At 65.5% G+C, this 23,976-nt stretch carries 16 protein-coding genes; 11 read left to right on the top strand and 5 right to left on the bottom strand.

From position 1 onward, the window contains the following. Positions 1-36 precede the first annotated feature (36 nt). Positions 37-477: a metallopeptidase family protein gene (locus AADH62_RS01090; RefSeq protein WP_341577887.1), complete on the top strand. Its 441-nt coding sequence runs from the start codon at positions 37-39 to the stop codon at positions 475-477. A gap of 7 nt (positions 478-484) precedes the next feature. On the opposite strand, the gene AADH62_RS01085 is transcribed toward AADH62_RS01090, so the two are convergent. The 4 genes from AADH62_RS01085 to manA all read right to left on the bottom strand — a co-directional run bounded on the left by AADH62_RS01085 (position 485) and on the right by manA (position 6,571). Further along, positions 485-1,855: a DUF5719 family protein gene (locus AADH62_RS01085; RefSeq protein ID WP_341577886.1), complete on the bottom strand. Its 1,371-nt coding sequence runs from the start codon at positions 1,853-1,855 to the stop codon at positions 485-487. Continuing rightward, positions 1,852-4,848, bottom strand: a complete 2,997-nt coding sequence (locus AADH62_RS01080; protein WP_341577885.1) for a glycosyl transferase — start codon at positions 4,846-4,848, stop codon at positions 1,852-1,854. Before AADH62_RS01080 ends, AADH62_RS01085 begins: the two co-directional genes overlap by 4 nt. A gap of 98 nt (positions 4,849-4,946) precedes the next feature. Continuing rightward, a complete protein-coding gene (locus AADH62_RS01075) occupies positions 4,947-5,270 on the bottom strand; it encodes a WhiB family transcriptional regulator (RefSeq protein ID WP_228177570.1) in 324 nt (107 codons plus the stop codon). A 152-nt stretch (positions 5,271-5,422) separates the two neighbouring features. Further along, positions 5,423-6,571: a mannose-6-phosphate isomerase, class I gene (gene manA / locus AADH62_RS01070; protein ID WP_341577884.1), complete on the bottom strand. Its 1,149-nt coding sequence runs from the start codon at positions 6,569-6,571 to the stop codon at positions 5,423-5,425. An 85-nt stretch (positions 6,572-6,656) separates the two neighbouring features. On the opposite strand from manA, the gene AADH62_RS01065 reads away from it, so the two are divergent. The 7 genes from AADH62_RS01065 (at position 6,657) to AADH62_RS01035 (ending at position 18,288) form a co-directional block, all read left to right on the top strand. Further along, positions 6,657-8,048, top strand: coding sequence for an O-antigen ligase family protein (locus tag AADH62_RS01065; RefSeq protein ID WP_341577883.1), 1,392 nt, complete (start codon positions 6,657-6,659; stop codon positions 8,046-8,048). A 97-nt stretch (positions 8,049-8,145) separates the two neighbouring features. Beyond that, a complete protein-coding gene (locus AADH62_RS01060) occupies positions 8,146-9,555 on the top strand; it encodes an O-antigen ligase family protein (protein WP_341577882.1) in 1,410 nt (469 codons plus the stop codon). 15 nt (positions 9,556-9,570) lie between these two features. Next, the gene (locus AADH62_RS01055; RefSeq protein WP_341577881.1) at positions 9,571-11,481 is read left to right on the top strand and encodes a glycosyltransferase; all 1,911 of its coding nucleotides are present in this window, start codon (positions 9,571-9,573) and stop codon (positions 11,479-11,481) included. Further along, a complete protein-coding gene (locus tag AADH62_RS01050) occupies positions 11,478-12,446 on the top strand; it encodes a glycosyltransferase (RefSeq protein WP_341577880.1) in 969 nt (322 codons plus the stop codon). Before AADH62_RS01055 ends, AADH62_RS01050 begins: the two co-directional genes overlap by 4 nt. Beyond that, the gene (locus AADH62_RS01045) at positions 12,443-13,432 is read left to right on the top strand and encodes a rhamnan synthesis F family protein (protein ID WP_341577879.1); all 990 of its coding nucleotides are present in this window, start codon (positions 12,443-12,445) and stop codon (positions 13,430-13,432) included. The genes AADH62_RS01050 and AADH62_RS01045 overlap by 4 nt, the downstream gene beginning before the upstream one ends. A 3-nt stretch (positions 13,433-13,435) precedes the next feature. Further along, complete coding sequence (locus AADH62_RS01040; protein WP_341577877.1) at positions 13,436-16,615, top strand: glycosyltransferase; 3,180 nt, start codon at positions 13,436-13,438, stop codon at positions 16,613-16,615. Positions 16,616-16,809: 194 nt separating this feature from the next. Then, positions 16,810-18,288 carry a glycosyltransferase family 39 protein gene (locus tag AADH62_RS01035; protein ID WP_341577876.1) on the top strand — a complete coding sequence of 493 codons (1,479 nt, stop codon included), beginning with the start codon at positions 16,810-16,812 and terminating at the stop codon, positions 18,286-18,288. 70 nt (positions 18,289-18,358) lie between these two features. Here AADH62_RS01035 and glf read toward each other — a convergent pair whose 3' ends face one another. Next, a complete protein-coding gene (gene glf / locus AADH62_RS01030; protein WP_341577875.1) occupies positions 18,359-19,495 on the bottom strand; it encodes a UDP-galactopyranose mutase in 1,137 nt (378 codons plus the stop codon). Between the two features lie 166 nt (positions 19,496-19,661). Here glf and AADH62_RS01025 point away from each other — a divergent pair, with 166 nt between their 5' ends. Genes AADH62_RS01025 through AADH62_RS01015 form a run of 3 tightly spaced genes read left to right on the top strand, consistent with a single transcriptional unit; the run spans position 19,662 to position 23,973 of the window. Then, positions 19,662-21,578: a DUF6541 family protein gene (locus tag AADH62_RS01025; RefSeq protein ID WP_341577874.1), complete on the top strand. Its 1,917-nt coding sequence runs from the start codon at positions 19,662-19,664 to the stop codon at positions 21,576-21,578. A gap of 2 nt (positions 21,579-21,580) precedes the next feature. Next, positions 21,581-22,771, top strand: a complete 1,191-nt coding sequence (locus AADH62_RS01020; RefSeq protein WP_341577873.1) for a glycosyltransferase family 4 protein — start codon at positions 21,581-21,583, stop codon at positions 22,769-22,771. After that, entirely contained in the window at positions 22,768-23,973 is a 1,206-nt protein-coding gene (locus AADH62_RS01015) for a glycosyltransferase family 2 protein (RefSeq protein WP_341577872.1), read from the top strand. The genes AADH62_RS01020 and AADH62_RS01015 overlap by 4 nt, the downstream gene beginning before the upstream one ends. The last annotated feature ends 3 nt before the right edge of the window (positions 23,974-23,976 follow it).

Below are 23,976 nucleotides of genomic sequence, written 5' to 3'. Positions count from 1 at the left end.
GAGATCCGGCGGGGCCAGCCGATCTAGGATGGGCGCATGGCCTGGCGACGCTCCCGCTCAGCCCCGGCGAGATCCCGGCGCCCCGCACGTCACGGGCGCCACGGGCGCGTCGGACGCAGCCCCGTCGTTCGCCCGCCGCTCCCACCCCTGGACACCCGCATCGACCGGTTCGACCTCACCGTCGGCACCGCGGCGGAGTTCCTCCGATCGGCGTGGGAGGAGCTTCGCGACGTCAGCTTCGAGATCGGCGACATGCCCCCCGCAACGGATGCCGACGGCATCCCCCGGTGGGCGGTACTGACCGACCAGAAGCGCATCATCCTGTACCGAGTGCCGCTGGAGCGCCTGTCGCACCTGCACCGCAACGATGATCTGCATCGCCGGATGCTGATCGAGGGCGCCGTGTTCCGCGCTGCGGCGCAGTACCTCGGCAAGGATCCGTGGGATCTCGGCCCCGACCGCTTCCGCTACTTCTGAGGCCGGCTCAGGGGTAGACGACGATCGGTTCCTGGCCCGCGGTCGAGGGGAGAACCGGGAAGGCACCCAGCGCACCAGCTCCGACGTAGCCGACGCCCGCGCGCACGGGCCCCCCAGTGAGCTCGTACGCTGTCGCGGCCCGCAGCGGCACCTGAACGCTCGCGCCCGCCGGCACGGTCACCGGGACGGGGTCAGACCCCGGTTCTGCAAGCTCGACTGTCACATCCGCTGAGCCGGGGTTGGCGATGGTGAGGACCGGACCGGGCCCGCTCGGCACAGCGACCACAGCGGAAGAGTCGATCTGCGGAGACGCCTGGTACCACGCGAAGTCGGATCCCGCACCGAAGCCGGTGGTCTGCCACACCGCCGCCGCCACCGGTGTCGAGGCCACAACATCCACCGTGTAGGAACCGACCGGCAGACTCGGCATCTCGACGGCCGCTGGGATTCCCGCCCGGAGCTGAACGTTCACCGGGTCGATGGCCGGCGCTGCAGCACCGACAGCTCGCACCGAGATCGTCGCCTCGGTATCGGCATCCGGCGAGAGCACCCGCACCATGGTTCCCGAAAGCCCGGTCCCGGTAGCGAGAGCTCCCTCGGTGACCGTGACGCCGACGATCGTCTGGCTGGTGGCGAGTTCGCTGAGCGCTCCTGACTGGTCCACCCCGCCGGGCTCAAGGACCCGCGTGATGCTCGACTGCAGGGATGCCGCGACCGGGGCGCCGGTGGCCTGAACGTGCACGACGGGGCTCTCCTCGCCGAGGGCGATGCCCGCGAGCGGGATGATGCGCTGAGCGCCGGGGCGCACGACGATGCCTCCACCACCGGGCGGAACCTCGGCTCCGGACGCACCGTAGACAGTGAGTGTGACAGTCGCGGCGACCTCTCCCGGGTTGGAGAGCACGATAAGATCGGCGGCGCCTGTCGTGCCAGCTCCGGCCACGAGCCACGAGTCCAGCAGCGGCAGGCGGCACGACGCCGCGCTGAATCCCGCAAGGTCGGGGTCGCCGACCGTGGCAGAACCCGCGGCAGCGAAAGGCTCCGACCCCGGCGGCGAGCGAAGCACGAGGGGAGCTGCGCCCGCGGCATCCGAGTCCAACTCGCCGCGATCGATCGCGCTCTCCCCTGCCGTTGCCACAGCCTGCGGCGCTGCCACGGTGATCGAGCTCACGGCTGTCGAATCTCGCGCTGACACGAGCAGGTCGCCGGCACAGACAAGGGTCTGACCAGCCGACGGCGGCGAAACAGCCACGGATGCCGGTTCGGGGGCTATCGCGGGAACCTCGATCATCGGCACCAGCACTATCGCCGCAATGGCGCCCGCTCCCGCCAGGGCACCGAAGAGGGGTCGTATCCAGCGCGAGGCTGTGCCGGTCATGTCGTCTCCTCGCCCGTCGGCTCGCTCGGCAGAGCCTGGGCCTCCTGTGCGCCATCCTCGAGGCGGCGAGCCCTCCCGGCATCCATCGCCCGCTCAGCGGGTGTCAGGCCCACGATGCGTGGATGCTGCCGAGCACGGGCCCGACTCCGCCCCGTCGGCGCCGCCAGCAAGAGGGCGATCACGATGACAGCGAACTGCAGGATCTGAAGCGCGATTGCGCCGGCTGAACCTTCGGCGCCGGGCCGCGCAGCGATGTCGGAGGTGACACGCCACAGATCACCTCGCTCGGTTGCTCCGACGGGATCGAGGTCATCGCGCTGATCGAGTGCCGTGGCAGACTCGCGCCGGAGCACGTCAGCCGCCGGGGCGTCGGCGCCGGGAGCGAGCAGGACGAACGCGATCCCTTGCTCGCCCAGCGCTGCAACGGCGTCGGGCAAGGTCGAGGTCACGAGCGCCGCGGCCGTGGCAGCAAGCTGGGATGAGGCGTCGTCCATAGCAGTCCGGGTCTCGAGGACGGTGCTGTGGGCACCCAGGGTCTCGCTGCCGCCCCAGACGACGCGTGCGGCGAGACTGCCGTCGGATTCGGGGGTCAGCACCATCGTTCCTCGCGCGGTGGCGCCACCGCTATCGGCTTCGACGTACGCCGGCAGCGTGCTGGTCGGACCGTTGGTGAGGGCTGTCGCACCCCGCGCCGACGCCGTGAGCGCGGGTGCTGCCAGGATCACGAGAGTCGCCATGCAGACAACCGCGACGGATGCCGATACCGCTCCGGCGCGCCGACGGAACCGAGCCATTTCGGCCCGACCGAGCTGATCGAGTGTCAGGATGGCGCCGCCCACGACGCCCCACCATGCCAGGCTGAGTCCCGCTCCCGGCCACAGCGTGAGAGCGTTCGCGCCGTCGAAGCGCACCGCGACGGCCGTGGCGGCCACAGCCGTGGTAACGCCGAGCACGATCAGTGCGAGGTGCGCCAGCCCGACGGGCCATCTCGGCGTCGCAGCAGCGGATGCCGCCAGCAGCGCGATAGGCACCAGCAGCGCTGCCGGGACCCACAGCGGCAGGGTGGAGAAGAGCTCTGCCCATCCAGCGCCGCTCGAGGCCGGGAACCCGAGAGACACCCAGAGTCGAGTGCCCGCATCCGACGTCTGCGCGAGGGCCTCGATCGGGGCGCCGGGGTCTGCGAGAAGCGCCCACGGGTTTCCCGCATGAAGCTGCGCCCATGCCACGGGCGCGAAGGCCACGATCGTCGGAACGGGAATCCACAGCATCCGTGCGACACTCGCCCCGGAACGGCGCACGGCAGCCGCAACGACCCCCGCGATCAGGGCGAGAGCCAGCGCGGGAGCGAGCGAGGGAGCCGCGGCGATGACCGCTGCGGCAAGCAGTGAGGCAGCTGCTGCCGGGACCCAGGAGCGGTGCGCGACGGCACCGGCGAAGACCAGCCACGGCAGCAGAAGATGCACGATCACACCGGTCGGGATGCCCTGGGTCAGGGCAACAAGGAAGGTCGGCGCAAGCGCCCACGCCACACCGGCGGTGATGCGCAGCACCGGGCGGTCGGTGATCCGCGTCGCCGCGAACCACCCGCCGAGGGCAGCCAGCGGCAGAGCCGCCAGCCACAGGAGGACGAGAGCGCGACTGGGCGCGAAAGGCCAGAGCGAACCGATGACCGCAACGACCGCCGAGAACGGGTCGGCCGGGCCCGACACGTTCCACCCCGTGGGTCGTAGTCCGTAGGCCGCGTCAGCCCAGAGCGCTGTGACGGTATCGCGCAGCGGCTGGAGAGCGCCGCCGCCGAGCGCTGGCCACGCCAGGAGCGCGGGGAAGGCAGCGAGGGAGAGAACTGCCATCGCGAGGACGAGCCACGCCCCTCCACCGCTGAAGAAGTGAAGCTCGCCACGCGGGAGCGCGTCAGGCTCGGGCTCTTCGGGCTCTGCCGCACGCTCTCGGGCGAGCGCGGTCGAGACACGGAGACCTGCGATCCTCGACCAGGGAACGCTGCGGTGACGGCGCAGGCGGCGTCTGCCGCGCGCGATTGCGGCCAGGCGCACCATCGCGAGTATCGTGGCCGTCCACTCCCCCACAATCCGCCCCGGATCCTTCATCACCAACTGCGCGATCGTGCGACCGAGGGCAACGAACGGAAGCGTTAGCCAGATGGGGATGAGCAGCAGCGGATGGGCAGCTGTCAGGCGTCGGTGTAGCTGAGCCGCACGGCGCCGCGCGATGATCGCGCGGCGGTGGCGACCGGTGTCAGCGAACGGCAGCCCAGCGACACCATCGCCCGAGACGCCGACGCGCGTGGTGGGGACCAGAGCAACGCGGCCTCCCATGAGGCGTGCCGCCACCGCCAGGTCCAGGCCTTCGTCCGCGTCGCGCAGGGCCGGGTCGATCCCATGCAACGCACGGAAGACGGACCCACGGACGAGCACGGCACGGACGTCGGAGCCCAATACATCGGCGATGCCATCGCGCTGGCCCTGGTCAAGATCCCCGGCGGCAAGCTCTACCGACGCGCCGGCGCGTGTCATGCTGACCCCGAGCGACACGATCCGCTCAGGTCTGTCATGGTGGACGAGCTTTGGCGCCACGAACGCGAGCGTGGGTGAGAGCTCAAGCTGCCCGGCGAGACGGGCCAGCGCCTCGGGTTCGGGAGCGGTGTCTTGCGCGAGCAGCCACAGCAGGTCGGCATCCATCCCCGTGCCGCTTCGCGGGTCCGGCTCGAGGGCTGCGCTGGCCACCGCCGCCGCGAACCGCGTCCGCCGCCCGAGACGGATGACGCGCACGCCGCGCCCATCGGCGGTGGGATCGGGAAGGCTTCCGGGTTCGAGCGCGTCTTCGACAGCCGGGTCGGTTCCGCACACCACGAGGGTCACGGCATCCGGACGACGAGAGCCCGCCGCCAGGGACGCGAAAGTGCGACGAAGGTGGTACGCCGCGGACGTGCGACCGTCGGGACGCACGACGACGATCGCGTGAACAGTGCCGGGCATGACGCCGTCAGCCTATGGTCGCGTCCCCCGACGCACGCGGCTTGGGCCCGGCGTTTCCGGCTGAGAGCCGCCGTGGGCGAGAAGGCCGCCCCCTCCGGTCAGCTTGCCCGGCGCTTGAGCTTCCGACGTTCGCGCTCGCTGAGGCCGCCCCAGATCCCGAACCGCTCGTCGTTCTGGAGCGCGTACTCCAGGCACTCGCCGCGGACATCGCAGGAGCTGCAGATGCGCTTGGCGTCCCGTGTCGAGCCGCCCTTCTCCGGGAAGAACGCCTCGGGGTCGGTCTGCGCGCACAGCGCGTCGGTCTGCCAGGCGAGCGCGTTCTCGTCTTCGGGGTCGACGCGACGCACACCGGGCACACCGAGATGCACCGGGTCGACGAACCAGTTGTCCGGCACACCCGACCGATACTGCGAAGCCGACATGTCGTTCTCCCCACCTCAAGAACTCCCCCACGCGGTCAGCGTGTTGCAGTAATTACACCGGTGTAGTTCGCTGCGGTCAAGTCGCAGATCGTAAACCCTCAATCGCCGCCTTAACCTTCTTGGCGGATTTCGCGGCGTGTCGCGGGTCGAGACTAGCGACCTGGTTCGGCGACGAACACCTCGCCAGTGCCCGAGATCGAGACTTCGGGCTCCCCTGTGACGAAGACCGCCTGGCCCGCACTCAGCTTCAGCTCCATTCCCGAGGCGGCGACGAAAACATCTCCGGCGACGCACAGAGCAATCGCGGGGCCGATCAATCCGACGTGCGCTGTGGTCCCCGTATTCACGTCTACACGCAGGAGCGAGAAGTCCGGTACTCCGACGTCGTAGCGAACGAGCTCACCGGCGCCATGCGGCTCGACCAGCGGGACCGCACCCGCCGTCGTATCGACCACCCGCATGAGTTCTTCCACGTCAACATGCTTCGGTGTGAGTCCGCCACGCAGAACGTTGTCGCTCGCGGCCATCAGCTCGACACCCAAGCCGTCCTGATAGGCGTGGAGAACACCCGCAGGGGCGAAGACTGCCTCCCCTCGCCGCAACACCACAAGGTTCATGAGGAGCGCAACAATGAGCCCTCCGTCTCCGGGGAACTCATCCGCTATCCGCCGTAGGACGTCGAGCTCTTGCCTGAACTCCTCGCTGTTCGCGCGACGGATCGCGCCGACGAGGTCTGGGAGACTCGCCCGAGCCTCTTCACTCAGAGCCCATCGCAGAGCAGCCCGCAGAACCTCGGCATCCTGTTCACCCGTCAGCCTCGACCGAAGGGGATCCGCTCCCGCCCCCAGCGTCGCGAGGAGCCGGCGAGTCTGATCCAAGGGGCGCAACCCAACAAGGGCACGAAAGCGATCACTGATCGCGACGATGATCTCGGGCTTGTGATTGTCGTCTCGGTAATTGCGGCTTCCCGCATCGCGGGCCACACCGTCGGCGTCTTCGCGCGCGAAACCCGCCTCGGCCTGTTCCTTCGACGGGTGCGCCTGAATGGAGAGAGAGGACGACGCCGCGAGGATCTTCAGCAGGTACGGGAGCCGCTCCGGAGTGCCCTCAGGCGCGTCGCCAGAGGCGAGCCACTCGCCGAGAGCGCGACCGTCAGGCACGCGGGCTGGGTGGCCGGGATGATCCCCGAACCACACTTCAGCCTCGGGCGCACCGGTCGGGGTCCGTCCCTCCAGCTCGGCGATCAGAGTCGGGGACCCCCAGGCGTAGTCGCGGGGCGTGTTCGTGAGCGGAACCAGCACGCGACCAGCGTACCGACGGCAGCACCAGCATCCGTGCCAGTGCTCCCCGCGCCGGGCAGACGCTGAGCGATAGCCTGAGAACACCATGGCCCGCTTCAGCCGTCACCCAGCTTCGGCGCCGCCGGTCGCTCCAGAGCGGGAGCGCACCCGGCATCTTCTGCTGCGTGGATGGATGGTCTTCAGCCTCTTCTTCGCGTTCACCGCTCCGGGCTGGGCGCTCGGATTCGGCGTGCCCCTCACGGCGATCGTCGGCGGTGTGATCGTTGCCGGTTCGGCGATCATGGTCGCGGTCATCCGCCCGCCGTTCCAGTGGCGGCGGCTGCCCTGGATCGCTGGGACGTTCATCCTGTGGGCGGGGCTGTCCATCGCGTGGTCGGGATGGCGCGAGACATCCGCACTTACATGGCTGCTGCTGGTCGCCACGACCTTCCAGGGGATCGCCATCGCGAGCGTGCTGACGTGGCGCGAGATCGTCCGAGCGATCGGGGCGGCCCTCGGCTGGGTCATCGGGCTGTCCCTTGCCGCCGAGATCCTGGTGGCGTGGCTCGTCGGCGGCCCGCTCTACGCCGGGTTCGAGACGGATGCCGCAGCCGGTGGTGCCGAGTGGATCAGCGGCGGCATCTTCGCCGGCGCGCGTATCGACGGCGTGATCGGGAACCCGAACTTGCTCGGCATGATCGCTCTGCTGGCGGTCATCGTTTTCGCGATCGAGTTCGCCGCACGTGAGTCGCGCCGGATCATGCTCGGCGTGTGGATCGGGCTGTCAGCCCTGACGCTCGTGCTCGCAGCATCCGTGACCGCGTGGATCGCTGCCGCCGGTGTCGCGCTCGTGCTGGCAACGGTGTTGCTGATGCGCACCGCCCGCAGGCCCGGCGAGCGCACGCGCTACTACCTCGGTTATGCCGTGATCGGCGCAGCCGGCGCGCTTGCGCTCTGGATCTGGCGTGTCCCCGTGTTCACCGCGCTTGATCGCACGGCTGACCTCCTTGATCGCGAGACGATCTGGGCCGCCGTCCTCGAACGCGCCGGCGACCACCTTGCGATCGGCAGCGGCTTCGCAACCCCCTGGCTGCCGTGGGATCCCGCGTTCCAGGACTGGATCGTGCTCGAGGGCAGGCAGGTTACCGAAGCGCACAGCGTCTGGGTCGACATCCTGTTCCAACTCGGCGTCGTCGGCGTCTTCCTCCTCGGGTTCGCCTACCTGGCGTTCGTGTGGCGCTCATGGTTTTTCGCTGTCGACCGCCCCCGCTGGGATCTCCGGGCCGATCGGCCATACTCGGCGCTCACCCTGCTGCCAACGCTCACTGCCGCGGTACTGCTCGTCCAGGGTGTTGCCGAAACGGCGCCCCTCATGGGCTGGGGATGGATGCTGATGATCGTGCTCGGATCCAAGATCAAGCAGTCCCCGCACATCGGCGAAGGACCCGCGGAACAGCGTTTGGCGATCGAGCGCGGGGAGCTCTTGCGCGCCAGCTGACCGGCTGATTCCGGCTGTTCTGGTCGCGTCGGATTCGGTGGCAAGGCTCGGGAGTCCGTGACCGATCTGTGATGTCGGCCAGCTAGCGTGGCCATCGATGACGGCTTTCAGCGCCTCCACGGCCACACTTCCTGTCGTCGCCCCCTCCACCACGATCCCGCTGCGTCGCGCCCCGCACCTGTGGGCCGGCGTGGTCTTGTTCATCGCCTTCACGGCACCCGGATGGGCGGCGGCGTTCGGCGCACCCGCCGCAGCTGCCGCCGGCGTCATCGCGTGCGCGGGGGTAGCTGTTCTCGCCGCACGCATGATCCGTGCACCGCAGTGGCGGGCACTCCCCTGGACCGCGCTCGCGTTCGCAGGATGGGCCGGTGCCAGCCTCGCGTGGTCGCGGTGGCCGGAAACGACTGCCCTGACCTGGACTTTGCTAGCAGCGACCACGCTGGTCGCCATCGCGCTTGCGGCGATGCTGACCTGGCGCCAGCTCGTATCGGCTCTGGCCTGGGCACTGGCCGCTGTTATGGCGCTGTCGGTGGTCTTCGAAGCCTGGGCAGCGCTCGTCGTGGGCGGCCCGGTCGGGATCGAGTTCGCTGCGGTGGACGCCGACACCGCGCGCAGCGATATCTGGACGAGCGCCCAGCTCTTCACGGACGGACGCCTTGACGGCATTGTCGGCAACGCCAATCTGCTCGCCATGCTGGCTTTGCTCTCGGTGGTCGTGCTCAGCATCCGTCTGGTCATCGAGCCGCGGTCTCGCGGCCTGTTCGCGGTCGCGCTGGCCGTCTCGGCATACCTCCTCGTTCGCACCGAGTCAGCCACGGCGTTCATCGCGACGATCGCTCTCGCGATCGCCCTTGTCATCCTGCTGGCGGCACGTATGGCGCGCACGACGGCGGGTCGCATGCGGGTCTATCTCGCGGCGGCAGTGGTCGGCGCGGTCGCGGCGGGCCTGGCGTGGGTGATGCGGCGCGGCATCCTGTCGTTCCTCGGCCGCGACGGAGACCTCACGGACCGCACCGAGATCTGGGATCTCGTATTCTCGCGCGGGGCCGCCCAGCCGGTCGTCGGCAACGGCTTCGCCACTCCGTGGATCCCCTGGGATCCGGCGTTCTCCGACTGGATCGTCATGCCCCGAGGGCTGCACATCATCCAGGCGCACAGCGTGTGGGTCGACGTGTGGTTCCAGCTAGGCGTTGTCGGGGTGGTGCTCCTCGCCTGCCTGTACGTGTTATTCGTGTGGCGCACCTGGGTCTTCGCGGTGCGGCACCACCGGTGGCAGCGCCGGGACGACCGCGTCACCGCCACCGTCTCGTTGCTCCCCGTCGCGGTCGGGGTCATCGTCGTCATCCAGGGGATCACCGAGTCGAGCCCCCTCCTGCTGTGGGGATGGATGCTGACCGTGCTGTTCCTGGCGAAGCTGCAGCCGCGCGAGGGGGCGCGCCACACGGAAAGCGTCAAGGACGGGAAGGTAGGCTACGGTCTCGGCCTCGATCAGCCACCCTTCGTCTGACCGGAGACTTGCTTGGTGACCCACGTCCTGCAGAACGTCGTCTTCCCCTTGGAACGCGACCCTGACTTGCTCCCTCTCTACGCCGACCCCGAAATCTGGTCTGTGATCGACGAGCAGCCCGTACGGGTATCGAGCCGGGCCCACCTGGGCAACATCCTCGATCGTCGGCGAGCCCGCATCGTCGCCGGGCGCCGTGTGTCGCTGGGAACCTACTTCAACGCGTTCCCCGCCTCCTACTGGCAACACTGGACGGTGGTCCGTGACATCCGCCTCACCGTTCGCACCAGCGGTCCCGCAACCGTCCTGGTGTACCGATCCAACGGAAACGGCGTACGCCAGCGCCTCGACACCCGCGAAGTCACAGGGGACTCGGAAGCGCACTTCGATCTGACACTTGACCGCTACAGCGACGGCGGCTGGATCTGGTTCGACATCGTGGCCGACGAGAGCGCGGCGGTGTTCGAGGGCGCGGAGTGGACCACCGAGCAGGAACCCGTTCGCACCGGCAAAGCCAGCCTCGGCATCACGACCTTCAACAAGCCCGACTACTGCATGCAGACACTCGCGAGCCTGGCTGACAGCCCTGATGTTCTCGAGCTCGTCGACCGGATCTTCGTCATCGACCAGGGCACCGATCTCGTCGCCGACCGACCCGAGCATCTTGAGCTGAGCGAGCGCCTCGGAGAGACGCTGCAGATCATCCGTCAACCCAACCTCGGCGGATCGGGTGGGTTCTCACGGGCAATGCTGGAAACCCTCGACCGGCCCGACAGCGACTTCGTGCAGCTCCTCGATGACGATGTTCTCATCGAGCCCGAGTCCCTCCGTCGCTCCATCGTGTTCGGGCAATATGCCACCCGACCCACGATCGTGGGTGCGCACATGTTCGACCTGCTGGATCGCCCGAAGCTGCACGCGTGGGCCGAGGTCGTCGATGAGGTCCCGTTCATGTGGCGCACTCTCTACCAGGAGGAGTTCCCGCACGATTTCAGCGCGAGCAACCTGCGCCAGACGAAGATCCTGCACCAGAGGCTGGATTCGGACTACAACGGTTGGTGGATGTGCCTGATCCCGATGGCGACAGTCCGCGAGATTGGCCTCGCCCTGCCGGCGTTCATCAAGTGGGATGACGCCGAGTACTGCCTCCGCGCTGGCGAGGCAGGGTTCCCTACGGTTTCAGTACCAGGCATCGCCCTGTGGCATGTGTCGTGGGTCGGTAAAGACGACACGATCGACTGGCAGGCCTATTTTCACGCCCGTAACCGCATCGTCGCAGGACTCCTCCACTCTCGCGCTCCGGAGGGAGGCACGCTCCTTCGGCACAGCCGCAGGATGGATCTCAAGCACCTGATGATGATGCAGTACTACCCCGTCACGCTTCGGCATCAGGCGCTGCGCGATATTCTGAGCGGGCCGCGGCACATGTGGCAAAACCTCGCCACTGCCATGCCTGCCGCGCGAGCACTCGCGGCCGAGTTCCCCGAGACCGTCGTGCACCGCGACGACAGCACGAAGCTCCGCGCCCGCAAGGGACGCGTCGTCTTCAAACAGTCGCGACGGCACGAGTACGACAACCCGACAGGCATGCGACTGCGATGGTTCACGCTGAGGACTCTCGTCTCGCACTGGATCCACCGGCCCGATCCAGCGAACCTCGCACAGCCCGAGGTAGAGTTCGGCAAGCTCGACGCGCACTGGTGGCGCCTTCCGGTCTACGACAGTGCTCTCGTCAGTTCCGCCGACGGACGCGGCAAGAACATCTACACACGTGACCGCGACCAGTATCGACGCACGCTCCGCGAGTCTCTGCGGCTGCACAGCCAACTCCGACGACGGTGGCCGAGACTGGCTGAGCAGTATCGCACCGAGCTGTCTCGGCTCACATCACCCGAGGCGTGGCGCGCTGCATTCGAGGAGAAGCAATGACCTTGACGCCTGCGGCATTCGATCCGTTGACCGCCACCATCGTCGCTGTGACGTTCAATCGTTCCGGACTGCTCTCCCGACTGCTGACGAGCATCAGCGAGATGGATCCGAAGCCCGGCCGCGTCGTGGTCATCGATAACGCCTCGTCTGACGACACCACCGAGGTCGTGGAATCCTTCCGCGACCGTCTTGGCGCCGAACTGGTCTACCGCCGACTCGAAACCAATACCGGTGGGTCCGGAGGATTCGGCGCTGGGATGAAGACAGCGTATGAACTGGGATCCGAGTGGATCTGGCTCATGGATGACGACGTCGAAGTCATCCCCGACGGACTGGCGAAGATGGGCCGGTGGTCGGAGCGTTTCCGCTCGATCCAGGGACGACGCTACGACTTCGACGGCAGCGAGTTCTACTGGCAGTACCGCATCGCCGAGCGGATGGGGATCCCCATCCCGTTTGCGCCAGCCGAATTCGACGACTCGGGGTACAAGGAGATGAACTCCGGGTGCTTCGAAGGGATGTTCATCCACCGCGACATCGTCCGTCAGATCGGATTGCCAGACCCAAGGTTCTTCATCTACTGGGACGATCAGGTATACGGCTGGCTGGCCTCTCGGGTTACAACATCGGTCATCGTGAACGAGTTCGTACTGCGTCGCACCCGCGAGATCAAACAGTGGGACATGGGCGTACGCCATATGAACGCCTCAAGCGACACCTACCGGTACTACATCATGCGCAACCGTGCGCTCATCAAGCAGTACTACCGGTCCGTCGGTTTCTACCGCCCGATTCCCTTCGCACTCGGCACGAGCCTCACGTTCGCCAAGGAGCTCATCCGCCTGGTCGTGGTCGAGCGGACCTTCCGCGGGACGAGCCACCTGTTCCGCGGCCTGCGTGATGGCCACTCAATCGCAGAAGATCGAGAGTGGATGCCGATGCCTCCCCTGGAGGTGCACTCATGAAGAAGCGGCTCGTGATCGTCGCCCACTACGACGCGACGGGGGATGCTGCGCCGCACGTGATCCGGCAACTGGACGCATTGTCGATGTCGTTCGATCGCATCATCGTCGCAACGACGAGTTCACTCACTCCACGCGGCCGCCAGGCGCTCGCGAGCAGGGCGGAAGTCATCGAGCGCCCCAACTACGGCCAAGACTTCGCCTCGTGGCGCGACGGCCTTGAGCGCGCGAACTGGGGGCGGGATTACGACAGCGTGCTCCTGACGAACGACTCCTACGTCGGCGTGATCAACTCCTACGAACCCGTGATCTCGACGATGGATACACGCCCCGTGGAAGTCTGGGGTCTCACGAAGACGTGGCGGCACCAGGAGCACATTCAGAGCTACTTCCTCTATTTCACCAAGCCGGCTTTGCGCTCCCAGGGATTCCATGGCTTCTGGTCCGACTTCCGCCCGGCCCCCAACCGACAGGCAGCGATCTTGACGCAGGAGATCGGAATTAGCTCCGCTATGCGCAAATCCGGCTTTCGTCTGGGCTCGTACTTCGAACCGACCATAGGAGAAAGGCGACTCGCCAACCTCCGTGGCGTCCACTGGCTGGTGCAGCGCCGGCGCAGCTTCCCCGAGAAGTTCCACAACTTCTCAGACCACTTCAGTATCCGACGCTGGAGAGATCCGTTCGAGAGCAACAACCTGAACTGGGCGACCGACTTCGCAGACTTCGTGTTCGACCGTGCGCGGTACCCCGTTGTCAAGTTCGATACCTTGCGGTACGACCCACATTGGCTCGGTTCTGACCGTCTGCTGACCGACTGCGAACGTGAGTTCCCCCTCGCTTTCGATGGCGTTCGCGATTACATACGCAACACCGCTGAGTTCTATCCGAGCCGCGTCTACGAGAACGCCGGTCCCGCGCACCTCAACCCGCTGGCGCGCCGCATGTACGGATACCGACGTCAGGGCAAGTCAGGCTGGAAGGGGAACTAGGAGATGGCTGGTCCCATCAGTGCCGCCAAGGATCTCGCACGGGAGTTGCGGCGAGTTCCTGCGTTGCGCGGCGCGTTCGAGCGCACTGATCCGATACGACGGGCGAAAAGGATCGTCCAATCCGGTCTCATTGACGTCGATCTCTACGGGATGCTGACGTCACAACCTGGAATCACAGCGGAGGAAGCGGCAGAACACTACGTCAGGTGGGGGCATTGGGCGGGTCTGCCGATAAACGCTCTCCTCGACGACGCGACGTTGCGGCGGAGCGTAGGCGGCGGGGAGCGGCCGCCAGTGTTCGAGTACCTTTGGACTCGCTCCTTTTCCGCGCCAGTGAGCCCCTTCTGGGATGCCGCCCAATACGCGAGGGAGGAACCGAACGCGCTGCGCCACCCAGCAGGTCCTGTCGGGCATATGTGCAATAAAGCACAGCACGACCCGCAGACCCCGATCACAGTCACACGTGGCGGCCAGCTCGTCACGATGCCGTGGTCTGAGTGGCGCGCGGAGTTCGCCGCGGCCCTCGCGCCCTGGGCTCAATCGGACGCTCTCCGACGAGCACGGCGGCTTACGCGTCACTTTCACGGCGTTCCGACACTCGGGGTTTGGCCTGCGGGCCGAAAGCAACCGCTCGTCAGCATAATCCTCGCGACGTGGAACCGAGCAGGGGAACTACGTAGTGCTGTGGACTCCGTGCTAGCGCAAACGTGGGCTAACTGGGAAGTCCTCATCGTCGACGACGGATCATGGGACGATACACGATTGCTTGCCGAACTCCTCGCAAGTCGCGACCCCCGGATCCGTTACATCCCCCGACAGCACAGCGGAGTAAGTGCCACACGGAATGCTGGCCTATCTCAGGCGACAGGCGACTACCTCACTTTCCTGGACAGCGACAACGTCTGGGAACCGAACTTCCTGCAGGACATGATGATCGCCATGAGCGAGGGCGACCTGGAGGCGGCCTTCTCGACGCTGGAGACCATCGACGGTGAGAAACGGCTGTTCCGAGAAGCGCCGGCCGAACTCCGTTCACTCGAAAACGGCAATGTTGTCGACCTCAACATCCTCGTGGTACGACGAGACGTCATCGAACGGATCGGTGGCTTTGACGAGACGCTTGCGCGCGCAGTCGACTATGACCTCATCCTCCGTATCGCTCAGCGGTGCACAATTACGCACGTCCCGGTTCTTGGAGCGATCTATTGGAATGAGTCGCATCGTTCCGATCGCATCTCCGTCTCGCAGCCATTGGGCTGGAACACTCATGTACGGGTGAAGAACCTGCTCGATTGGCGCGAGCTTGCCGACCGCGAGCTCACGCCTGGAACCGACGTGGTTGTCATCGTGTCACGCAAGGACCCCCTCGTTGACGAGAAGTTGGAGAAGGCGGTCGAACTGGCAGGTGACCCCGACAAGACTGTGCACCTCGCGTTCATCGCCCCCGATCCAAGCAGTTGGGCTCGAGGCCAGATCGCTGCAGCACATGCTGGCGTCAAGACCCACCTATTCGGCGGCCCGGAGCCGTTTTCGTATGTGGTTACGATGATGCTCGACGTTGCGACGCATGAGAAGTTGGTGATGATTGAGCCGGCCGCACGGTTCGATACACCAACTGTTCGAACGCTGTCAGAACGCCTCGACGGAAGAGGTGCGCGCGCGCTCATGCCAGTCTTGCGCCACCGCGACGGCACGGTGGTTACGATCGGCGCAGCGGTTCCAAAACCCGCGGCGGCTCCCGTGGACCTCCTCAGTCGCCACCCGATAGAAGATGCTCGGGCGCTAGGCACTGAGGTTCCCGTCCCATATCTTTCCGGGCGGACGTTCGCGGTACGGACTCGTGACCTCATCTCGGCGCGCGGACTCGATCCCCTCTTGTACAACGAATACGAGTTACCGGCCCTGTCCGTTGCCCTGCGGCAACTCCACTCTGACTATCAGACCGTCGCGGCCACCGATCTTGAGATGCTCCACGTGGAGCTAGAAGAGGACTTCGCTCGGATAGATCCTGACGGGAGCCTCAGCAGGATTCGGGATGTGATGAGCAACGAACCGGCGACGGATGTGAACGCGCTCCTCTCACCGCTCGACTTTCGAGTCAGCCATTACCGAGCCGACCGGCCACATGTGGAACGGGTGTCTCTCGTCGAACCGCCCGCGGAGGGTGAATCAGGTAGCGGCAGCGATATTGCTCATGCCCGCCTATCACAACGTGGGCGCCTACATCCCGTCGTGATCCGAGACCGGAGGACGATCACGGTGGGCGGCAAGGAAGTACCCCGACTGCGCTGGGCCCTCAGAATCGCCTCACCAGCAGGAGCAGTTGGTGAAACATGGGGCGACACCCACTTCGCCCGATCTCTGGCTGCGGCATTGCGACGGCTCGGCCAGGAAGTTGTGATCGACCACCACGAGATCACGACGCGCCCGAGCGGCTATCTCGATGACGTCACTCTCGTCATCCGCGGATTGGACGTTGTCGAGCCCGTAACCGGCGGAGTCTCGATGCTGTGGGTCATTAGCCATCCGGACCTCGTCACACGACGCGAAGCCAGCCACTTCGACAAGGTCTTCGCCGCCTCGGAGAAATGGGCACGGGAGACGTCAGCTCGCTGGGGGCTGCCGATCGAACCTCTCCTCCAATGCACCGATCCGCAGCTGTTCCATCCCCGCGGCACGCCTCGCACCCCTCACATCGTCTTCGTCGGCAACAGCCGAGGAGTGCCCCGGCCCGCTGTCATCACACCTGTTTCCGCTGGGATCCCGATTCGCGTCTTCGGCAGCGAGTGGGAGGGCATCTTGCCTCCCCACGTCGTCGAAGCGCCGTACGTGCCGAATCACGAGCTCTCCGAGCTCTACGAGTCCGCGGCGGTCGTGCTGAATGACCACTGGAACGACATGCGACGCGACGGCTTCATCTCAAACCGCCTCTTTGATGTGGTTGCGGCCGGGGGCCGCGTAATCAGCGATGACGTCGAGGGCATAAATGAGCTGTTCGGCGACGCGGTGAAAACATTCCGTGATTCCGGGGAACTCGTGGACTTGCTGCGCTGCGCCCCTGGCGACCTCTTCCCCGGGGATATCGCGTCAAGTGTTGCTGAACGCGTACGTCAAGAACACTCATTCGAGGCACGCGCACAGGTGCTCCTCGATACAGCACGAGGCGCACTCGGATTGAATTGAACCGCACGCACGGAGGGGACGACGACGAGTTCTTGGACCGCGTATCGGCGCGGCGTCTAAAGCCATCCACGGTGGAAGGAGTCAGCGGCTGTTCGCCGCGACAAGAACGAGCAGGTCGCCGGGCACGGAAGACGTCAGCGACTAGGCTCATGGCTTCCGGCACACTCACCATCCGGCCCAGCTCTGGAGTTCACGTGACTATCTCCGCAACCGCACGGGAACGCGTCCTCGTCGTCTTGGCCGGCTGCCTCATCCTGTCCGTCCAGCTCATCTGGCTCGAACGCCCGTCGTACTGGTACGACGAGGTCGCGACGGTATCCGGTGCAACGCGGTCCTGGAGCAGTTTGTTAGCGATGTTCCAGAACGTGGACATGGTGCACGCCGCCTACTACCTGATCATGAATGCGTGGACGAGAGTTGCCGGAAGCTCGGAGTTCGCGATGCGGTTCCCGAGCGCGCTCGCAGTTAGCCTCACTGCGGTAGCTCTGTACTTCCTCGGTGCGAGGCACGGCGGACGCACGGTCGCGGTGCTTGCCGGCATCCTCTACCTGCTGCTGCCCCGTGTGATGTGGTCCGCGACAGAGGCTCGCTCGTTCGCCTTTGCCGCACTTGCCGCAACTCTCGTCGTGCTGTGCCTGTCTTGGGCTCTCACGATACGCAACTTCGCCTCTTTGGTCGTGTTCACGGTCGCGGCAGCCCTATCCGTCTTTGTCTTCATGTACAACGCACTGGTCATCGCGGGCATTGTCTTGGGAGCACTGGTGTATCCGAAGACCCGTCGCCGCGGATTTGCGTTACTAATCGCCGCCACCACCGCGGCCATAGTCGTGTCGCCGTTTCTCCTCGCAGTGCTCGCGCAACGGGCACAGCTAGGCGGCACCCGCACGATCTCCGTAACAACGTGGTACGAAGTGGCGGTAGAGCAGTACTTCCTGGACAACCCGCTCGCCAGCGCCGCATGGGTCGCCGCTCTCGTGGGAGGCGGGATCATGGCGATAACAGGACGTCGACGCCGGGGCGACATAGACCCTAGACAACGACTGCTGCTCTTTCCCATCCTCGGATGGCTCATCTTGCCCCAGGTGCTGATTCTGAGCTACTCAGCCATGGCGCCGAGCATCTATCAGCCACGCGCTCTGACGATCTCCGCCCCTGCTCTGGCCCTTGCATCTGCATGGCTCTTGAGAAGCCTACGCCGTTGGCACATGTGGGCAGTCGTGTTCATACTGGCTCTCACCACCGTCCCTTCCGCAGTCGCGCTCCGCGAGCCAGAAGCGAAGAACACGGACTGGCGGAGCGTCGCAGATCTAATGGCTTCCTTGCCGGTTTCGGCGACAGCGGTCATCTATGCTCCCCCGCAGGATGTGAACTCCTACGTGGCACTCGTACGGTTGGCGTATCCGAGTTCGGTGGAAGGCATCGCTGATCCCACGCTCATCACTCCGGCAGAAGAGCGGGCCTACCTTTTTGATAACAGAACAAGTCCGCTTGAGGTCGCGCCGCAACTGGCGCAGTTCGACCGAGTTCTCGTCGTTCTCCGTGAGCCTGATCCCGACTTCTCCGAACCGATGTCCGCCGAACTCACACAGGCTGGGTTCGAGAACAGCGAGAAGATCGATCTGCCACTTACGACGCTGCAAGTGTGGGATCGGTCGAGCCAGTTGGTTCCCTAGAGGCCTGCTGGCATTTCTGCTCTCTAGCGGAAACAAAGCACCCACACAGCAGGGTTCCAAGGACAGTCAGTCAGGCGAGGATGTTGTTCCACATAGTGAGCGCAGACCCGATAGCCATGTGCATGTCAAGATACTGATACGTACCCAGCCGTCCGCCGAAGTACACGCCTCGCTCGCCCTTTTGGAGGTCGCGATAGGCCAATAGACCCTCGCGATCCTCGGGGGTGTTGATCGGGTAGTAAGGCTCGTCGTCCCGGGTCGCGAAGCGGGAGAACTCCCGCATGATGACCGTGCGATCGGTGGGATACCGGTTCGCACGCTCGGGGTGGAAATGCTTGAACTCATGGATCCGGGTGTACGGAACGTCCGCGCCGGCATAGTTCATGACCGGTGTGCCCTGGAAATCTTCGACGTCAAGGACTTCTTCCTCGAAGTCCAGCGTCCGCCATGCCAGCTCGCCCGCGTGATACTCGAAGTAGCGGTCGATCGGGCCGGTGTAGACGATCGGGACCTGGCCGACAGTCGCGGCCTTGTTCAGCGTCTGCGACGCATCGAAAAAGTCTGTGTCGAGCTTGACGTCGATGTTCGGATGATCGGCCATCCGCTCCAACCACGCAGTGTACCCATCGACGGGTAGTCCCTCCCAGGTGTCACTGAAGTACCGGTTGTCGTAGGTGTACCGCACCGGAAGGCGGCTGATGACTTCTGCAGGGAGCTCGGTCGGATCGGTCTGCCACTGCTTGGCGGTGTAGTCGCGGATGAATGCTTCGTAGAGGGGCCGGCCGATGAGGCCGATCGCTCGCTCCTCGAGGTTCCGCGCAGACTTCGCGTCGAATTCCGCTGCCTGCTCGGTAACGAGGGCGCGTGCTTGCGCCGGTGAGTATGCAGCGTTGAAGAACTGGTTGATCGTGCCCAAGTTAATCGGCAACGGGTACACAACGCCGCCATGGTTGGTGTACACACGGTGCACGTATGGCGTGAAGCTCGTGAACCTGTTCACGTACTCCCACACGGTGGCGTTCGAGGTGTGAAACAAATGCGCGCCGTAGCGGTGCACCTCAATCCCCGTGGAGGCCTCGGCCTCGCTGAACGCGTTGCCGCCGATATGGTGACGGCGATCGATCACTGTCACGCGGCGGCCAGCACTCGCGGCTCGCTCAGCGATCGTAAGACCGAAGAACCCCGAGCCGACAACAAGAAGGTCCATGGTGGATCAGGCTTTCGGTCTGGGAGCCGCGCGACGGCGGCTCGGCACGAAGTCAACGAGTGCAGTTTACCCGCGCCCTGCTGCCAAGCCCGCCTGCGCGCGCAGGGTTCCAACAGGCACATCCACTACCATGATGCGTTGACCGAGTGAAGGGGCGATCACGCACATGATCGAGAGCTGGTCGGCTGCGATCGCGCCGTTCACAGTGGCGGCCCTCGCGCTGATCCTCCCGGGCGCTGTGATCGTCGTGGCCGGATGGGGTGTGCGCCGACTTGCCCTCTGGTTCTTCGCCCCGGCGTTGTCGCTAGCCGTGCTGGCGGTGGCCGCCGTCCTCGCCGGAATGGTTGGGCTGCCCTGGGGTCCGATCCCGATCGCAATTGTCACGGTCGTGGTAGCTGCCATCGCCACCACTATCCGGCTTCTCTGGGTCAGGGATGCTCCGGCTGCGCTGCCCCCTCTTCGTGTGATCCTGACCACGGTTGCGGCGTTCGTCGCCGCAACCGTGGCGATCAGCATCCAGCTCATGACGGTCTTCGACCGCCCCGAAAACATCTCTCAGACATTCGACGCGATCGTGCACCTGAACACGATCCGCTATGCGATGGACACCGCGAACGCATCGGCTTTCCATATCGGCGCAACAAGCGACATCGCCTTCTATCCGAACGCCTGGCACGCCCTGGTCTCGCTGTCTGGTCTCGTGTCCGGGGCGAGCGTTCCGATCGCGGTGAACGCGGCGAACATCGCGATCGGTGCAGTCGCATGGCCCGCCTCCGTCATTGCGCTGTCGCTCACGCTGTTCGGCAGCCGGATGGCGGTCGGCATCGTAGCCGCGGCCCTCTCGACGGGATTTGGCGCCTTCCCGATCCTGCTGTTCGACTTCGGTGTGCTCTACCCCAACGCGACCGCATACGCGATCCTTCCTGCGGGGCTTGCGGCACTATGGATGATCCTCAAGGTGACCGGTCGAGGCGATGCCATCCGCACGGTCGCCCTGATCCTGCTGCTGGTCGTGGGCGTCGGACTGGCCCATCCGAACGCGGTTCTCGCGCTCTATGCTATGGGCGCCGCCGTCGCACTTGTCGTCTTGCTGCTACGTGCGATATCGGCCGGATCCCGCCGCGTGTGGCTCACCCACTCGAGTGCCGCCCTGCTAGTCCTACTCGTCGGTGCCGCGTTGTGGCGCTTCTCTCGCACGGGATGGGGCATGTCGCGATGGGCGCCCTGGCAGTCCACCGCGCAGTCCTTTGGTGAAGCAGTCCTGATCAGTCCACGCGCCTACCCCCTGACTCTCATCACGGCGGCGTTCCTACTCCTCGGGGTGACCTTAATTATCCGCACGCCCAGTCGCGGTCTGTTCGCACTGCCCTTCGCGGTAGCAGCATTCATGTTCATCCTCGTCTCGGGAACTCCCGTCGACTTCCTCCTTCGCGAGATGGTCACCAACCCCTGGTACAACGACCCGTACCGGCTAGCGGCGCTCCTGCCCGTGGCAGGAATCCCGGTAGCAGTGTTCGCAGTGACCTGGCTCGCGGATGCTTGTGCGCCCTGGCTTCGCGGACGTACCGCAGTGTATGCGGTTACCGTTGCTGTCTCATCGGTCGCGCTGTTCAGCGTCGCGGTCGGACCAAACGTTTCGGCTGCAATGGAACGGGCACACGTCAACTACCGCATGGATGCTTCGTCCGCGCTGCTCACCTCTGACGAAGAGGAGCTACTGGAGCGCCTCGACGACACGACTCCCGCTGAAGCGCTGATCGCCGGGAGCCCGTGGACCGGGACCTCGCTCGCCTATGCGCTGGCAGGAAGAGACGTCGTGGAGATCCATGTCTTCGGAACCCGAAGCTCCGAAGAAATCTATCTCGATGAGCATCTGCGGGAAATCGACGAAGACCCGCTGGTGTGCGATGCCATCCGAACCGTCGGCGTTACTCATGTGCTCGATTTCGGTACACAGAATGTCTTCAATCGAGACGACGCCGCCGCCGACCGCGCGGGGATCCAGGGGCTTGATCCGGGAGAGCACCTCGAATTGATCGATTCGCAGGGCGACGCCCAGCTGTTCCGCGTCGTGGGCTGCTGAACATGGCCGGCCGGACCATCTCGATCGTCTATGACTGCCTCTTCCCTCTCACAAAAGGGGGCGGTGAACGCCAGTACGATGCTTTCGCGCGCGACCTTGTCAGGCGTGGGGAGGATGTGGAGTACCTTACTGCTCACCAGTGGGACGGTGAGACTCCGGATGCCGCGTACCGCGTCGAGGCCGTCACCGGACCGCTGCGCCTGTATGACGACGGCGGAGTGCGGCGCGCGTCCGCAGCGTTCCGGTTCTCGGTCGGAGTCTTTCGGGCGCTGCGCCGCAGACGACGACGCGTCGGTGCGGTGATCGTCAGCGGATTACCCGTGCTGAACGTCTTCGCTGCCCGCCTGTCTCTGGCAGGAACACAGACTCCGCTCATCGTGGACTATCTCGAGGTGTGGGGCAGATCGCGGTGGACCGAGTATGCGGGCCGAGTGATGGGCACCGTCGCGTGGCTACTGCAGCGACTCGCGATCGCTGTGACGCCCATCGCGACGTGCCACTCTCAACTGAGCGCGGAGCACCTCCGTGATGAGGGCTTCCGCGGAACCCTTCTCGTCAGTCCCGGCCTCATCGACGGAACAGGCGAGACGGAACCGCCCAGCCCCGCGGCGTGTCCGCCCTTCGTCCTGTACGTCGGACGCCATATCGCCGACAAACGGGTCGACGCACTTCCCGCGGCCGTCGCTACGGCCCGCGCGCATGTACCGGATCTCGAGCTCGTGATCCTCGGCCAGGGTGCGACGACGGAACAGATCCGATCAGAGGTCGCCCGCGTCGAGGGCGGCGCGTGGACACGGATGCCCGGCTTCGTAGACCAGGAAGAGCTCACCGACCTCATGGCCACCGCCGCGTGCTTGGCCAACCCCTCCCGCCGTGAAGGTTACGGCCTGGTCGTCGTCGAAGCGGCAGCGCACGGCACACCCGTTGTGCTCGTGACAGACGAAGGAAACGCAGCCACCGAACTTGTGGACGACCGCGTCAACGGCTACGTTGCCGCATCGGCCTCCCCCGACGATCTGGCAGCGGCGATCGTGGCATGCGTGCGCGACGGTGATCGGCTGCGAGACTCGACGTATCAGTGGTATCAGGACGCGCTGCAGACTCGCACGATCGCCCGGACGATGGACGCGATTGTGGAAGCTCTCGACGAGCGCACCGCTCCGACCCCTCCGAACGAAGGACACCTCCCGTGAGCGCGACGAACGACGCACCCGAGCTCGAGTTGACGATCCTCATGCCGTGCCTCAACGAGGCCGAGACGCTCGAGGTGTGCATCCGCAAGGCACAGGGATATCTGCTGCGCTCGGGGATCGCCGGTGAGGTACTCATCTCCGACAACGGCAGCACTGACGGCTCGCAGGAGATCGCGCTGCGCCTCGGTGCGCGCGTATCCCCCGCACCCCGGCGCGGATACGGCGCGGCGCTGATCAACGGCATCGAGAACGCACGCGGCCGCTACATCATCATGGGCGATGCGGACGACAGCTACGACTTTGAGAACCTGCAACCGTTCGTCGACAGGCTTCGCGACGGTGCCGACCTCGTGATGGGCAACAGGTTCAAAGGAGGCATCGCGCCCGGTGCCATGCCGCCGCTGCACAGGTACCTGGGCAACCCCGTCCTTTCGGGCATCGGGCAGCTCTTCTTCCGCCCGAACGTCGGCGACTTCCACTGCGGGCTGCGCGGGTTCAACCGCGACCGCATCCGGGACCTCGACCTGCAGACGACGGGTATGGAGTTCGCATCCGAGATGGTTGTCAAGTCCACGCTGGCGCGCCCGAAGTACCGCATCGAAGAGGTGCCGACGACTCTCAAGAAGGACGGCCGGTCACGCCCGCCGCACCTGCGCAGCTGGCACGACGGATGGCGGCACCTGCGGTTCCTGCTTATCTTTGCGCCCCGATGGCTGTTCGTCTATCCGGGGCTTGTGGCGTTCTTCCTCGGCGCGATCGCCGTGGGGATTCTGTCGTTCGGGGGTATTCGGATCGGCGGCATCGGGTTCGACGTGACCACGATGGTCTATGCGAGCGCCTTGTGTGTCATCGGCTACCAGGCCTTGATGTTCTTCTGGTTGACCAAGCTCTACGCTACGCAAGAGGCCTTCCTGCCGACCAGTCCACACTTGCGCACGGCAGTGGAGATTTGGACCGCTGAGCGAGGACTGCTCATCGGCGTCGGCCTTTTCGTGCTCGGTGTAGGAATCGGCGTGGCCCAGGTCATCCGCTGGGGCAGCCTCGATTTCGGTCCCTTGGACGCCGCAGCGGTCGTTCGCATCGCCATTCCGAGCGCTCTCGGCATGATCCTCGGTTTCCAGACGATCATGATGAGCTTCTTCTCGGGTATTCTCACGATCCCAAGACGCGAGCAACGCCCGGATGCCGTGATTGAGAATTGAGCG

The organism is Microbacterium schleiferi, from assembly GCF_038150145.1.
Taxonomy (GTDB): Bacteria; Actinomycetota; Actinomycetes; order Actinomycetales; family Microbacteriaceae; genus Microbacterium; species Microbacterium schleiferi_B.
This window is presented reverse-complemented; position numbering and strand designations above follow the sequence as displayed.

Excerpts from the sequence above, each read along its gene's own strand:
- AADH62_RS01080 (WP_341577885.1), bottom strand. The coding sequence starts at position 4,848 with ATGCCCGGCACTGTTCACGCGATCGTCGTCGTGCGTCCCGACGGTCGC.
- AADH62_RS01075 (WP_228177570.1), bottom strand. The coding sequence starts at position 5,270 with ATGTCGGCTTCGCAGTATCGGTCGGGTGTGCCGGACAACTGGTTCGTC.
- AADH62_RS01045 (WP_341577879.1), top strand. The coding sequence starts at position 12,443 with ATGAAGAAGCGGCTCGTGATCGTCGCCCACTACGACGCGACGGGGGAT.
- glf (WP_341577875.1), bottom strand. The coding sequence starts at position 19,495 with ATGGACCTTCTTGTTGTCGGCTCGGGGTTCTTCGGTCTTACGATCGCT.
- AADH62_RS01065 (WP_341577883.1), top strand. The coding sequence starts at position 6,657 with ATGGCCCGCTTCAGCCGTCACCCAGCTTCGGCGCCGCCGGTCGCTCCA.
- AADH62_RS01040 (WP_341577877.1), top strand. The coding sequence starts at position 13,436 with ATGGCTGGTCCCATCAGTGCCGCCAAGGATCTCGCACGGGAGTTGCGG.
- AADH62_RS01020 (WP_341577873.1), top strand. The coding sequence starts at position 21,581 with ATGGCCGGCCGGACCATCTCGATCGTCTATGACTGCCTCTTCCCTCTC.
- AADH62_RS01085 (WP_341577886.1), bottom strand. The coding sequence starts at position 1,855 with ATGACCGGCACAGCCTCGCGCTGGATACGACCCCTCTTCGGTGCCCTG.
- AADH62_RS01090 (WP_341577887.1), top strand. The coding sequence starts at position 37 with ATGGCCTGGCGACGCTCCCGCTCAGCCCCGGCGAGATCCCGGCGCCCC.
- AADH62_RS01025 (WP_341577874.1), top strand. The coding sequence starts at position 19,662 with ATGATCGAGAGCTGGTCGGCTGCGATCGCGCCGTTCACAGTGGCGGCC.
- AADH62_RS01060 (WP_341577882.1), top strand. The coding sequence starts at position 8,146 with ATGACGGCTTTCAGCGCCTCCACGGCCACACTTCCTGTCGTCGCCCCC.
- AADH62_RS01050 (WP_341577880.1), top strand. The coding sequence starts at position 11,478 with ATGACCTTGACGCCTGCGGCATTCGATCCGTTGACCGCCACCATCGTC.